The sequence below is a fragment of the Nitratidesulfovibrio sp. SRB-5 genome (assembly GCF_019931275.1).
Lineage (GTDB): Bacteria > Desulfobacterota > Desulfovibrionia > Desulfovibrionales > Desulfovibrionaceae > Cupidesulfovibrio.
This window is the reverse complement of record NZ_JAIOTY010000002.1, coordinates 977,676-990,440: the sequence shown is the minus strand read 5'-3', so window position 1 is coordinate 990,440 and position 12,765 is coordinate 977,676. Positions and strand designations below refer to the sequence as shown.

Below are 12,765 nucleotides of genomic sequence, written 5' to 3'. Positions count from 1 at the left end.
CAGGCACAGGCGGGAGCGGGCGGGCACGAGCTGGCTATTCGATGTTCTGCACCTGCTCGCGGTACTTTTCCAGTTCGCTCTTGAAGTCCACCACCAGGCGAGAAATCTGCGCGTCCTGAATCTTGTTGCCGCAGGTATTGATCTCGCGGAAGCATTCCTGAAGCGTGAAGTCCAGGCGCTTGCCCGCGTCGCCGCCCTGGTCCATGAGTTCGCGCAGCCGGTCCAGGTGGGCGCGCAGGCGGGTCAGTTCCTCGCTCACGTCCAGCTTGTCGGCCAGCAGGGTGATTTCCTGCAGGAAGCGCCCTTCGTCCAGTTCGCTCCCGGCGCGCTCCAGCAGTTCGGACAAACGGTCGCGCACACTCTGGAAGCGTTCTTCCTTGATGTCCGGGGCGCGCTCCTCGATGCGGGCCACCCACTCGTCCATGCGGATGATGCGCGAGGTCATGTCCATGGCCAGCGCCTTGGCCTCGCGGGCGCGCGATTCGTTCCAGTCTTCAAGCGCGGCGGCAAGGCCCGCTTCCAGCCCGGCCAGCAGTTCCTCGTCCGGCTCCGCGCCTGCGTCCTCCCACAGGAAGGACAGGCCGAGCATGCGGTTGTAGTCCGGGCTGTAGGCATCGCCGCGCGCGGCGGCGAAGGTGGCCAGGGTATCCAGCATGGCCGAGGCCTGGGTCTGGTTGAAGCCCACCACGCCCAGGTCGCCCCGGCGCAGTTGCAGCCCCAGGGTGATGTCCACCCGGCCCCGCGTGGCGAACTTGCGCACCACCTTTTCAAAGCGCGGCTCAAGATTGCGCACGAAAACGGGAAGCCGCCACTTCATGTCGAGGTGACGGCCATTCACGCTGCGCACTTCCCAGGTCTGCGTCCAGTCGGCGTCTTCAAGGAAGCTGCGTCCGAAACCGGTCATGCTTCTGAGCATAGAAATCTCCTGCGGTTGCGCCCCGCGCGACGGGCCGTGGCGCCGGAAAGGCGGCCAGACGGCGGAGGGCGGCGGGGCGGACGGGAAGACCGGGGCGCGGTGTGCGCCCGGCGTGGCCCCGGAGTACGCGAAAGCGCGGCTTGGCGCAACCGCGTACGGCGGGCGGGAACAACGCGAAAAAACGGAAGGGACCAGCGGCGGACGGCGAGGGGTGCCAAACCCGCGCGGCCCAAAGGGGATTGTCGTCGGCAGTGCCCCCGTCAGTTCGACAAGCGTTGCAATACCCGGCGCAGCACGTCGCGCTCCAGGGGCTTGGCGATGTAGTCGTCCATGCCCGACTCCAGGAACCGTTCGCGGTCGCCGCGCAGGGCATGGGCGGTCAGGGCCACGATGGGCGGGCGGGTCCGGCCCGTGCTGCGCGCAAGGTCGTTGATGCGCCGGGCGGCCTCGGTGCCGTCCATGCCGGGCATCTGGATGTCCATGAGGATGATGTCATAGTCCGCCTCGCCCGCCGCGCGCACAGCATCGGCCCCGTTTTCCACGCACACCGCCCGGTGGCCTTCGCGTTCCAGCATGCGTTGCACCGTAAGCCGGTTGATAAGGTCGTCTTCCGCCACCAGCACCCGCAACGCCCGCAATTCCCGGGCCACCGCCTCCGTGGCCGCGCGGCACTCCGCGCAGGATTCCCCAGATGCGGGAGATGCGGGAGATGCGGGGGATGCCAAACCGGCGCGATGGGCTCCGTCATGCGCCCTGCCGTTCACGCCGTTTGCCCTGCCCGCCCCCTTCACCCCGTTCACCCCGTTCACCCCGCTCGTTCCGTTGGCGGCGTCCACCTTTGGCAACGGCAGGCAGACATGGACGGAGGTGCCCACGCCTTCCTCGCTCTCCATGGTCATGGTGCCGCCCATGCGCGCCACCTGGCGGCGCACGATGCCAAGGCCCAGCCCGGCCCCCTGGTAGCGCCGGGTGGATGAACCATCCACCTGCGCGAAGGGTTCGCAGACCACGGGCAACTTTTCTTCCGGAATGCCGATGCCCGTGTCGCGCACGGTGAACAGCAGCCTGTCGCCGCCCACGGGGCAGGCCAGGATGTCCACGCCGCCCTGATGCGTGAACTTCACCCCGTTGGCTACCAGATTGTACAGCACCTGGCGCAGCCGCGCCGCATCGCCGCGCACCCGCCGGGGCAGCGCATCGGCGATGAGCCCCAGCGCCAGCCCGCGCCGCCGCGCTGCCGGATCCACCATTTCGGCCACCTGGCGCAGTACCGCCGCCGGGTCGAACGGCTCGTCGCGCAGGCCCGATCCGCCCGCCCCCAGCGCGGAAATATCCAGCAGGTCGTCGATGATGCGCAGCAGGGCATGGCCGGATTCCACCGCCGTGCGCAGGTAGCCGCGCCGCTCGTCGCTCAGGTCCGGACCGTCCAGCAGTTGCAGCATGCCCAGCACTCCGTTGAGCGGGGTGCGCAGTTCGTGGCTCATGTTGGCCAGAAATTCGTCCTTGGAGCGGTTGGCCGCCTCGGCGGCGTCCTTGGCGCGCCGCAACGAGACCATGGCCCGCCGCCGCGCGATGTGTTCCCACATGCCGTGCATGAACAGCTCAAGCTGGCGGCGGTCGGCCCGCTCGTAGGGCAGGTCCTTGTTGGCCACGCCCGCCACGGCCACCAGCCGCCCCTCTTCCAGCACGGGCACGGCCAGGTGACGCCACAGCGACATGCCGCCCACGCGGTGGGCCGGTTCCGCGCCCGACTCGCCCGGCAGGCCAGACAGGCCAGACGCGCCAGCCCCCCCGGCAGAGGCTCCGTTGCGGATTTCCGGCTGGCCGGAGCGCACAACTTCAGACCACGGCCCCGCCACGGTTGCCCTGCCGCCTGCCTCACCGGCTGCCCCGCCGGCTGTCCCGCCGTCTCTCCCGACCTCAGGCAGGGCGCCCGAAGGCGTTGCCAGCCTCCCCGGCTCCATCACCAGATGCGACCACAGCACGCCGTCCGAAGGCACGCGCCCGCCGTCCACCAGGGCAAGATACCCCAATTCGCTGCCGGTCAGGCGCACTGCCTGTTCCAGCGCAAAGCGCATGATCGACCGTTCTGGCGCCGCGTCCATGCGCGACAAGCGATGCAGGGCCGACAGCCGCGCCGCGCTCAGCCTGCGCTCGCGCCGGGCGTTGCGGCGTTCGGTGATGTCCGCGGCAATGATGGCGAACTGGCGTTCGCGCACCCGGTACACGGTCATCTCCAGCCATTTTCCCATGTTGCGGGAATAGCGTTCCGTGTGCAGCGGCTCACCGGTCAGGGCCACCCGGCCCAGCACGGCGATCCATGCCGAGTCCTGCGGGCCGAACACCTCGCTGGCCGTGCGTCCCAGCACGTCTTCCGCCCGGCGGCCAGCCATGGCCTCGAAGGCCGGATTCACCGTCAGAAACCGGAAATCCACGGGCCGCCCCCCGGCGTCCAGCAGCACCTCGTGCACGGCGAAACTGGTGATCAGCTTGCGGAACAGGGTGCGGAAGTCATGCTCCGTGGAGCGCTGGCGGGTCACGTCGCGCAGCAGGCTGAGCACGGAGGATACGCCCCCGTCCACACCGAGCTCGGGCACCAGCCGCCAGTCGAACAGCACCCGCCCGGCAGTACCGTGAAACACGTAGTCGGTCTGCACCGGACGGCCCGATTCCAGCACCCCGCGCAACTGGCGCGCCCAGAAATCCGCCACCTGCGGTGCAAGGCCCAGTTCCCCCAGCCCGCGCCCCATCAGCGCTTCCGGCGGTCCCAGATAGGGAACGACGGCGGCGTTGACGTAGCTAAGGCGCAGATCGCCGCCAAAGCGCATGACGATGTCCGGGGTGTTTTCCACCAGGGCGCGGTACTTTTCCTCTCCGGCCGCCAGGTTGGCCAGGGCCATGTAGCGTTCGGTGACGTCCTCGTAGATCAGCAGCAGGTCGCCCGAATCGGCGCGGCTGATGAAGTAGTGGCGCCAGCAGCCGCGTATCTTGTCGCTGTAGAGAAAGGAGGGAAGATGCTCGGCAATGCCGCTGCGCCACGCACGGGCCAGTGCCTGGCGCAGGGTGGCGGCCACCGGGACGGGCAGCAGGCCGGACAACAGGCTGCCGGTAGATTCCGCGCGGGTCAGACGGCTCAGCCGTTCGCCCGCCGGGTTGATGTCCAGCAGGGTGAAGTCGGCGCAGTCGTCCCCATGGGCGCGCACGGGGCGCAACACCATCACGCCCGCGTTCATGTTGCGGAATACGCCGCGAAACAGTTCGGCCTCGCGCCGCAACTGTTCCGCCGGACCGGCTGATTGCCCGTCCGGGATGGCTGGCACGTCCGGGATGGCTGGCACGTCCGGGCTGGCTGGCACGTCCGGATCGACCGGATCGGCCTGCCGATTCTTGCGGCAGAGCAGTTCCGAAGACTCCGCGTCTTCCGGACATTCACGGCTGCCCGCGTCGTTTGCATCCTGCATCACGCTGCCCCTTGCGTTCTCTCGCGCGCGAATCCCCCCAGGAACCGGCGCGAGCACATCCGACGTTGCCACACTACTCAATAGCCGTACCGCGTCAACGGAAAAAGCGTACCGGTACGGCAAGGCACTGCATCATCGTCCAAATCACGCGGGGCAACCGGTCGGCATCATGAAGAACGCCGCACCCCGCCAGTGCAGGCGGGGTGCGGCGCAGGAATGCAAAGAAATGTTTGCTTGCGCAATATATTCACGCCGTCAACGCTCCCGGCGCAGCACGGCGCGCATGTATTCCAACACGATGGGCAGCACGGACACTACGATGATGCCGTAGATGACCAGGCTGAAATTGCGCTGCACCAATGGCATGTTGCCCAGAAAGTAGCCCGCCGTCACCAGCAGCCCCACCCACACCACGGCTCCGCTGGCGTTGAACAGCAGAAAACGCCGGGCGTCCATGGCCGCCACCCCCGCCACGAAGGGCGCGAAGGTGCGCACCACCGGCACGAAGCGGGCCAGCACGATGGCCTTGCCGCCGTGGCGCTCGTAGAATTCGTGCGCCCGGTACAGGTGCTGGCGGTTGAGCAGGCGATAGTTCCTTTCGAACACCGGCGGCCCGACGTAGCGCCCGATGCGGTAATTCACCGCGTCACCGATGATGGCGGCTGCCAGCAGCGTGAAGGCCAGGGGAAAGTATTCCAGGTGCCCCGCCCCGGCGATGGTGCCCGCCGCGAAAAGCAGCGAATCGCCGGGCAGGAACGGGGTGACCACCAGCCCCGTCTCGCAGAACACGATCAGGAACAGGATGGCGTACGTGTACACGCCCCAGTTCGAGACCAGTTCGAACAGGTGCCTGTCCACGTGCAGCAGGAAGGAAACAAAGGTGGAAAAAATGCCCAGGATGTCCACGAAAGGCTCCGGTGCCGGTATTCACGGCGTGTTGCGGTGCGGCCAGGGCCGCGGGAATGCGACCTCGCCTCTCTACGCCACGCCGCGCCCCCGTGCAAGCGGCGCGCAATCTGCGCGTGACCGGCGTGACCGGCGTGACCGGCGCGCAAGCCCCTGCAACGTCATGCAAGGTCGGCTCGCAAGGCCGACTTACCAGGTCGGCTCGCATATGCCTGCGAAAGGCCGAAACCGGGCGGAAATCCGCCGGGTGCCGGATCTTTTTTGCGGGGAGCTGCGCTTTTTGCTTGAAAAGGATTTTCATTTTCACTACGGTTCCCTCAACGAACAACCCTAACGACGCCCACCCATGCCCACATCACTCCCACGTATTCCAGCCTCCGGCCTTTCCCGTCCGTCCCGGCCTTGCAACCCGGGGCGGACGGGGAACGCCACCCCCTGCACGCACGCGGCACGTTCCGCAGGATGCGCACATCCCGCCCTGCCCGGCCCGCCTATTGGGCCCATTGGGTCCGCCCACCAGGCGGAACGGTGTAGTCGGGCCACCTGACGGGTGGCCCCACTCGAACACCGACACGCTCACAGATACCACCCACCTGGAGGATTCCAATGGCCAACGTGCTCATCGTCTACGGTTCCACCACCGGCAACACCGCCTGGGTCGCCGAAACCGTCGGTCGCGACATCGCCGAAGCGGGCCACAGCGTTGAAATCCGCGACGCGGGCCAGGTAGAGGCCGAAGGACTGTGCGAGGGCCGCGACCTCGTGCTGTTCGGCTGCTCCACCTGGGGCGACGACGAAATCGAACTGCAGGACGACTTCATCCACTTGTACGAATCGCTGGAAGCCACGGGCGCGGGCAAGGGCCGTGCCGCCTGCTTCGGCTGCGGCGACAGCAGCTACACCTACTTCTGCGGCGCGGTGGATGCCATCGAAGAGCGCCTGTCCGGCCTTGGCGCGGACATCGTGGCCGATTCGCTGAAAATCGACGGCGATCCGCGCACCATGCGCGACGACGTTTCCGCCTGGGCCGGGCGCGTGGTGGCCGCCCTGTAGGGTCGCCCGCCTTCACACACCCCGCCCCGTCCCCGCTGCCGCCCCTGCTGTTGCCCCGCCCGCCACCATGTCGGCGGGGCCAGCGCGGCCCTGCCGCATCGCAACATCACGGAGGACCATGCCATGACCCTTGCCTGCTCCATCGGTTCCGGTCGCGTGGTGGCCCGGCGCTTCGCCGGGTCGCTGCGCCGCCTCATCACCAGTGACGACCGCAGGGAACACGATCTTGCCCTTGCGGGGCAGCTCGGCCCTGACGGGCTTGGCGGTGCCGACCACGTCCACGGAGCGGACGAGGTGCTCCGGTCCTCCGCTGCCGCCACGGGGCGCCCCGGAGCATGACGCAACAGCGCGTAGCGGCGGGCTGGCTTCCGCCTTCCGCGCAACACACCAGACAAGACCGAGCCGGGCGGGCGCAGTGGCGCGCCGCCCGGTACCGGAGACACGCCATGAAAGACCTTGCCCTGCTCATCACCGCCGCGCTGCTGCTGGAAATCACCGTGGCCACCCTGCTGCTGGGCTGACCCGCGCCAGCGGACGAGCGCCCCGACGACGACGCCTGACGCCCCCCCCCTGACGCCGTCCCCCCCGCCACGCAGCGCACCGCCGCACTGGCACGGTCACACGGTAGCGCGGTCACGCCCGCTGGCCGGAGTGCAGCCGCACGGCAACCACCCGGGCCGCACACGGATCCCCCCCTCGTGATTCCTTCTTCCGGCCCTTCCCTTCGCCTGTCCGGGCGAATTCTCCAGAAACCGCCACACTCGATCCGCCGCCCAGCCCGTCCGGTGCCCAACCTGTCCGGTGACCGACCCGTCCGGTGCCCAACCTGTCCGGTGACCGACCCGTCTGGTGGCCGCCCCCATGCGGCGACCGCCTACGGGAATTCGCCGTTGCCCTTCCCAGTGCGCACGCAACCGTTTCCTACCACGCCACCATATCGGCACCTTTACAATTCTTAACCGAATCACGGGTTGAGCCGCGCGGGATACGGACGATAGCATTTCCATGCACCGGCCCTGCGCGCCACGGGATGCGGCGGCGATCCGCGCATGCCTGCGTCTCTGGCGTGGCCGGTTATCCAGGAGATGGAAATGTTGCCAGCCACCGTGCGTACCGGGACCTGCGTGGCCCTGCTGCTGGCGGGCATGGCCCTTGCCGCCGTGACCGCCCGTGCCGTGGGGCAGCTGCACTCCCCCTTGCGGTCCGATTCCGGGCACGAATGGGGACACGACTGGGGGCACGACCGGGGACAGCCGCCCCCGCCGCCCCCGCCCCTCCCGGGCATGGGGTTTCCCCCGGCGCCGCCGTCCGCGTTTCCCACTGGCGCCTCCCATGGCGCCCCCCCGCCGCCCACGGCAGAGCAGCGTTCCATCATCCGGAACATCCGCGCCGCGTTCGCCGCGCGCTTCGCCGCGTTGCATCAGGAACACTATGCCGCATGGGTCGCGCTGGAAGCCTCGCTGACCCGCGCCGCGCCCAACCCGGACGAAACCGCCCGCAACGCGGCGGCCCTGCGCGACGTGACAGCTAAACAACAGGATCTGGCCATCGAAATGCGCCAGCGCATCATTCGCGAAACGGGCATCCGCACGCCCCTGCCCGGCCACCTGCCCCCGCCGCCCTCTGGCATGGCGAAATTCACCGCCCCGCCCCCGGCGTAGGGCTGGCATGCATTTGCCGTCCGGCCTCCGTGGCCCCACCGTGCGGGGCCATGCGCCGGATACGGCCAAGGCGCGGCGTTCCGGTGGTCGGAACGCCGCGCCCCATTTTCACGCATCCGTCACCCAAAGCGTTGCACCGACGGCAGCGTGCCTCCCACCGCCCCGCCATGCTGACGTTTTTGTGATTTCGGAGCTTTTCCGCTTGCCTTCCCCACCGGACCCGCCTATTCTCGCTCCCATCCCGCCGGGTGGCGCTCCGCATGTTTGCAGCACCACTCTCGGGATGCGCCGCAGCCGCCCTGCGCCATGCACCGCACGACGCAGCCATGACGCAAGGAAGTGCGCGGCACCATGGAAGACATGGCAGCGCCATGTCCTGGCCCCCGACATCGTACACAGGTACCGCATGACCGCCAGCACCGAACACCGTCCCGCAACGCGGCCCACCATGGCCGCCGCGCCCAATGCCCCCCTTCGTCCGGCGCAGGACCACGCCGACGCGGGCCGGGGATCGGTTTCGGCTTCCGTGGCCCTTTCCGCCCCGTGTGCCAAACGCACCGTGGCCGCTTCGTCCCGCCAGCCCCTGGCCGCCACTCCTGAAGTATTCCTAGCGCCCCGTTCCAACGGGGCGTTCTTTTACTTCTATTACTTTTGCCGGGCAGCTTAGGCGGGCGTCTCGCATGGCATGCATGGCCGGGCGCACCGCAGGTGCACCCGGCCTTTTTTCATGCCGCGCGGCGGCCATGAACGACAGACGGAGGAAAGGGACATGACCACGAGGATTCGGCCACCACGGCCCGCGCACCCCGCCAGCGGCTGGCGTCGCCCCATGGCCGTCGCAGGCATGGGACGCGCGGCACCGCAGGCCGCCCGGCCCGCAACGGCGCGCCGCACCGGATACGTTCCGCCAGCGGTGCCGCGCCGCCGGGACCGGTAAGAACATTTCACGAGGAGGTCCAGCACCCCATGTATGCCCTGTCCGTTCTGCTTGCCTTCATGCCCGTCATCGCCATTTTCGTGCTGCTGCTCGTGTACCGGGTGGCGGCAGACACCGCCGGGTACATCGGCTGGGCCGTGGCCGCCGCCATCGCCTGGCTGTACTTCGACACCGCGCCCACGGTCATCCTGCTGTCCACCGTGGCGGGCCTGGTGGCCTCGCTGCCCATCGCCCTGGTCATGTCCGCCAGCATCCTGCAAATCACCGTCATGCAGGAAACCGGGGCCGTGTCCCGCGTGGTGGCGCTGATGAAAAGCGTGGCCCCCGGCCAGCAGGCCGTGCAGATCATGCTGATCAACGTGGGCTTCGGCATCCTGCTCACCTCGCTGGGCGCGGTGACGGTGTCCATCCTGCCGCCCATCATGCTGGCGCTGGGCTATTCCACCTTTGCGGCCATCATCCTGCCCGCGCTGGGCTACGACGCGCTGTGCACCTACGCCCTGCTGGGCATCCCCGCCGTGGTCTACGCCAACTTCGTGGGCCTGCCGGTGACCGAGGTGGGCGGCTACTTCGCCCGGTTCATGCCCGCCATCTCCACCTGCATCGCCCTGGGCATGCTGTACCTTGCCGGCGGCATGAAGATGTTGCGCGAAGGCATCGTGCCCGCGCTCATCGCGGGCCTTACCGCCGGCCTGGTGGCCATCTTCATGGCCAAGCTGGGGCTGGTGACCATTACCGGCATTGCCGCGGGCCTTGCGGTCATCGCGGCGCTGATGCTGTACATCCGCCTGACGGGCCGCCCCCTGTGCGACCGCAGCCTGCTGAACGAGGCGGATCTGGCGGCGGAGCGGCGCCACTCGCTGGCCGCCGCATGCTCGCCGTGGATCATCCTGACCGTGGTTTCGCTGATCCTTAACGCGCCGTTCCTGCCGTTTTTCGACCTGACCTTCAAGCAGTGGTCCATGCCGCTGGAAATCATCCCCAAGTCGCCGGAGCGGTTGCGCATCTTCTGGCAGGCCTACTTCTGGGTACTCGTCTGCACCGCCGCCGCGCTGCCGCTCATGAAGGCCACGCGCCAGCAGGTGTCCACCGCGCTGGTCAAGGCTGGCAAGCGCGCCGGGCGCCCGTTCATGTCCGCCTCGGTCTTCTTCGCCATCGCCTACGTCATGAATCATTCCGGCAAGGGCGCGGACTGGTCCCTGGCCCAGCCGCTGCACAACATGGTCTACGTCATGGCCGACGCATCGGCCTCGCTGTTCGGCAAGATGTACCCCTTCGTGGCGCCCTACCTGGGCCTGCTGGGCGGGTTCATCAGCGGCTCGGAATCGTCGTCCATCGCCATGCTGACCAAGCTGCACCTGTCCACCGCCGAAAAGATCGGCGCGTCGGGACTGGTCATCGCGGCGGCCAGCGGCATCGGCGGCGGGCTTGCCAGCGTCATATCGCCCGCCAAGCTGCAGAACGCGGCGGCCAGTATCGACCGCATCCGCGAGGCGTCGCAGGCCATCCGGCCCGCGTTCGTCATCTCGGTGCTGATCACCACGGTGTGCGCCGTCATGACCCTGTTCTGGGCCTTCCCCTAGGAGTTCTTTCTAGATTGTCCTTTCGCCCGTTGGCACGTCAAACTTTGCCTGCCATATCGGGCAAATACGATTAGAGCGCGTTGCGGCCCTCATCCGTACGCCTCGAAGACTCGCCAACGGCTGAGGCATACTCCCTCATGGCAGGCTCGTTCTCTTTGCCCACGAACGAAAAACCTGAGTTAGAAACAGCCCCTGGCCTGGGCATCCCGCCTGAAACAACCGAAGGCCGGAAACGCACCCGTTTCCGGCCTTCTTCATTTCGCCCGCTGGCGTCCCGCCGCCCGCGCTGATAGCATGAAGGCCCCGCGACACTCCCTTTCCGATGCAGCAGAGGATGCCCGATGAAGTTCCTGCCCTCGCAGATCGCCTTTTTCATGCAGAGCCGCTCGGCCCAGCGCAACATGCGCTTCCTGTTCCGCTTCGTGCTGCTGCTGGTGGCGGTCATCACGCTGTACAGCGTGCTGTTCCACGTCATCATGGACTACGAGGGACGCGACTACTCGTGGGCCACGGGCTTCTACTGGACGCTCACGGTCATGTCCACGCTGGGTTTCGGAGACATCACCTTTCTCAGCGACACGGGCAAGCTGTTCACGCTGGTGGTGCTGCTTTCCGGCATCATCTTCCTGCTGGTGATGCTGCCGTTCACCTTCATCCAGTTCTTCTACGCGCCATGGCTTGAAGCGCAGACCCGCCTGCGCGCCCCGCGCGAACTGCCCGCCGAAACGCGCGACCACGTGATCATCGTGGGCGGCGACGCCACGGCCCTGGGCCTTGGGCGCGACCTGGCCCAGTATGCCCACCCCTACGTGCTGCTGTGCGCCGATGCCCAGACCGCGCTGGACTTGCAGGATCAGGGGTTTTCCGTGGCCGTGGGCGATTACGACGACCCGGAAACCTACCGGCGGCTGCGCGTGGAACAGGCGGCCATGCTGGTGGCGCTGGACGGCGACGTGCGCAACACCAACGTGGCCTTCACCGCGCGAGAGGCCAGCCCCGGCATACCCGTGGTCTGCGGGGCCGACCAGGACGAGGCCGTGGACATCCTGACCATGGCGGGCGGCACCCACGTGTTCCGTTTTTCCAACATGCTGGGGCAGGGCCTTGCCCGGCGCACCCTGGCCGGAAACATGCGCACCGGCGTGGTGGGCCGCTTCGACGACCTGGTGGTGGCCGAGGCCCCGGTGATGCGCACCGGCCTGGTGGGCCATTCGCTGCGCGACAGCGACCTGCGCAAGGTCACCGGGGTCAACGTGGTGGGGGTGTGGGAACGTGGCCGGTTCCAGTTGCCGCGTCCGGGCGCGCCGCTGGAGGCCAGCACCGTGCTGGTGCTGGCGGGCACGCGCCAGCAGATGGACGCCTTTGACCGCTATATCGGGGGACGCGGCGTGAACGGCACGCCTGGCGGAGTTGGCGGAGCGGGCCCGGCTGGCCCGACTGGCGAGACTGGCCCGGCTGGCCCGGCTGGCAAGACTGGCGAAGCGGGCCGTCATGGCCGCGCGGGCGGAACATCCACCGCCCCCGCATCCGACGCGCCGGTGCTCATCCTGGGCGGCGGGCGCGTGGGGCTGGCCGCGGCGCGGCAGTTTGCGGAAACAGGCATCGACTACCGCATCGTGGAGAAAAACCCCCGGCTGGTGCACGACGACACCCACACCATCACCGGCAGCGCCGCAGACCTCGACGTGCTGGAGCGCGCGGGCATCCGCGAGGCCCCCGCCGTGCTGGTCACCACCCACGACGACGACCTGAACATCTACTTGACCATCTACTGCCGCAGGCTGCGGCCCGACATCCAGATCATCACCCGTGCCACGCTCGACCGCAACATCGGCATCCTGCACAAGGCCGGGGCGGACCTGGTCATGTCGCACGGATCGCTGGTGTCCAACACGGTGATCAACCTGCTGAACCCCGGCAAGGTGCTGATGCTCAGCGAAGGGCTGAACATCTTCCGCGCCCCGGTGGGGTTGGGCCTTGCCGGGCGAACCCTGAAGGACAGCGGCATCCGCGACGAGACCGGGTGCAGCGTGGTGGCCCTGCGCGGGCCGGGCGGTCTTTCCGTCAACCCGGACCCCGCCCTGCTGCTGCGCTCCTGCGATGAACTGATCCTGATCGGCGACTCCGAGGCCGAACGACGTTTTCTGGAACGCTACCCAGACAACGAGGAATGCGAAGAGGCGTAAGGGCCTGCCCCGGACTGCCCGCTGCCGGACTGCCCGCTGCCGGATGCCTTATGTCGGGTGTC

Annotated in this window: 10 protein-coding genes; 7 read left to right on the top strand and 3 right to left on the bottom strand. The window is 68.1% G+C overall.

Features of this window, described 5'->3' with window-relative positions; all coding sequences use genetic code 11:
• Positions 1–34 precede the first annotated feature (34 nt).
• The 3 genes from K6142_RS11515 to K6142_RS11505 all read right to left on the bottom strand — a co-directional run bounded on the left by K6142_RS11515 (position 35) and on the right by K6142_RS11505 (position 5,283).
• Positions 35–916, bottom strand: coding sequence for a YicC/YloC family endoribonuclease (locus K6142_RS11515; RefSeq protein WP_190245184.1), 882 nt, complete (start codon positions 914–916; stop codon positions 35–37).
• 260 nt (positions 917–1,176) lie between these two features.
• Entirely contained in the window at positions 1,177–4,377 is a 3,201-nt protein-coding gene (locus K6142_RS11510) for a PAS domain-containing protein (protein WP_190245183.1), read from the bottom strand.
• 255 nt (positions 4,378–4,632) lie between these two features.
• The gene (locus K6142_RS11505; protein ID WP_190245182.1) at positions 4,633–5,283 is read right to left on the bottom strand and encodes a DedA family protein; all 651 of its coding nucleotides are present in this window, start codon (positions 5,281–5,283) and stop codon (positions 4,633–4,635) included.
• A 606-nt stretch (positions 5,284–5,889) separates the two neighbouring features.
• On the opposite strand from K6142_RS11505, the gene K6142_RS11500 reads away from it, so the two are divergent.
• From K6142_RS11500 to K6142_RS11470, 7 genes are all read left to right on the top strand, one after another.
• On the top strand, positions 5,890–6,336 hold the full coding sequence (locus K6142_RS11500; RefSeq protein ID WP_190245181.1) for a flavodoxin: 447 nt from the start codon (positions 5,890–5,892) through the stop codon (positions 6,334–6,336).
• A gap of 123 nt (positions 6,337–6,459) precedes the next feature.
• A complete protein-coding gene (locus K6142_RS11495) occupies positions 6,460–6,675 on the top strand; it encodes a hypothetical protein (RefSeq protein ID WP_190245180.1) in 216 nt (71 codons plus the stop codon).
• Positions 6,672–6,857: a hypothetical protein gene (locus K6142_RS11490; protein WP_190245179.1), complete on the top strand. Its 186-nt coding sequence runs from the start codon at positions 6,672–6,674 to the stop codon at positions 6,855–6,857. Before K6142_RS11495 ends, K6142_RS11490 begins: the two co-directional genes overlap by 4 nt.
• Before the next feature lie 570 nt (positions 6,858–7,427).
• The gene (locus K6142_RS11485) at positions 7,428–7,997 is read left to right on the top strand and encodes a hypothetical protein (protein WP_190245178.1); all 570 of its coding nucleotides are present in this window, start codon (positions 7,428–7,430) and stop codon (positions 7,995–7,997) included.
• A 406-nt stretch (positions 7,998–8,403) separates the two neighbouring features.
• On the top strand, positions 8,404–8,664 hold the full coding sequence (locus tag K6142_RS11480) for a hypothetical protein (protein ID WP_190245177.1): 261 nt from the start codon (positions 8,404–8,406) through the stop codon (positions 8,662–8,664).
• Between the two features lie 299 nt (positions 8,665–8,963).
• Entirely contained in the window at positions 8,964–10,517 is a 1,554-nt protein-coding gene (locus K6142_RS11475; protein ID WP_190245176.1) for an L-lactate permease, read from the top strand.
• A gap of 341 nt (positions 10,518–10,858) precedes the next feature.
• The gene (locus K6142_RS11470; RefSeq protein WP_190245175.1) at positions 10,859–12,703 is read left to right on the top strand and encodes a potassium channel family protein; all 1,845 of its coding nucleotides are present in this window, start codon (positions 10,859–10,861) and stop codon (positions 12,701–12,703) included.
• The last annotated feature ends 62 nt before the right edge of the window (positions 12,704–12,765 follow it).

What these genes read in the sequence shown, in the direction of transcription:
- K6142_RS11510 (WP_190245183.1), bottom strand. Translation starts at nt 4,377, where the DNA reads ATGCAGGATGCAAACGACGCGGGCAGCCGTGAATGTCCGGAAGACGCG.
- K6142_RS11485 (WP_190245178.1), top strand. Translation starts at nt 7,428, where the DNA reads ATGTTGCCAGCCACCGTGCGTACCGGGACCTGCGTGGCCCTGCTGCTG.
- K6142_RS11500 (WP_190245181.1), top strand. Translation starts at nt 5,890, where the DNA reads ATGGCCAACGTGCTCATCGTCTACGGTTCCACCACCGGCAACACCGCC.
- K6142_RS11470 (WP_190245175.1), top strand. Translation starts at nt 10,859, where the DNA reads ATGAAGTTCCTGCCCTCGCAGATCGCCTTTTTCATGCAGAGCCGCTCG.
- K6142_RS11480 (WP_190245177.1), top strand. Translation starts at nt 8,404, where the DNA reads ATGACCGCCAGCACCGAACACCGTCCCGCAACGCGGCCCACCATGGCC.
- K6142_RS11495 (WP_190245180.1), top strand. Translation starts at nt 6,460, where the DNA reads ATGACCCTTGCCTGCTCCATCGGTTCCGGTCGCGTGGTGGCCCGGCGC.
- K6142_RS11490 (WP_190245179.1), top strand. Translation starts at nt 6,672, where the DNA reads ATGACGCAACAGCGCGTAGCGGCGGGCTGGCTTCCGCCTTCCGCGCAA.
- K6142_RS11475 (WP_190245176.1), top strand. Translation starts at nt 8,964, where the DNA reads ATGTATGCCCTGTCCGTTCTGCTTGCCTTCATGCCCGTCATCGCCATT.
- K6142_RS11515 (WP_190245184.1), bottom strand. Translation starts at nt 916, where the DNA reads ATGCTCAGAAGCATGACCGGTTTCGGACGCAGCTTCCTTGAAGACGCC.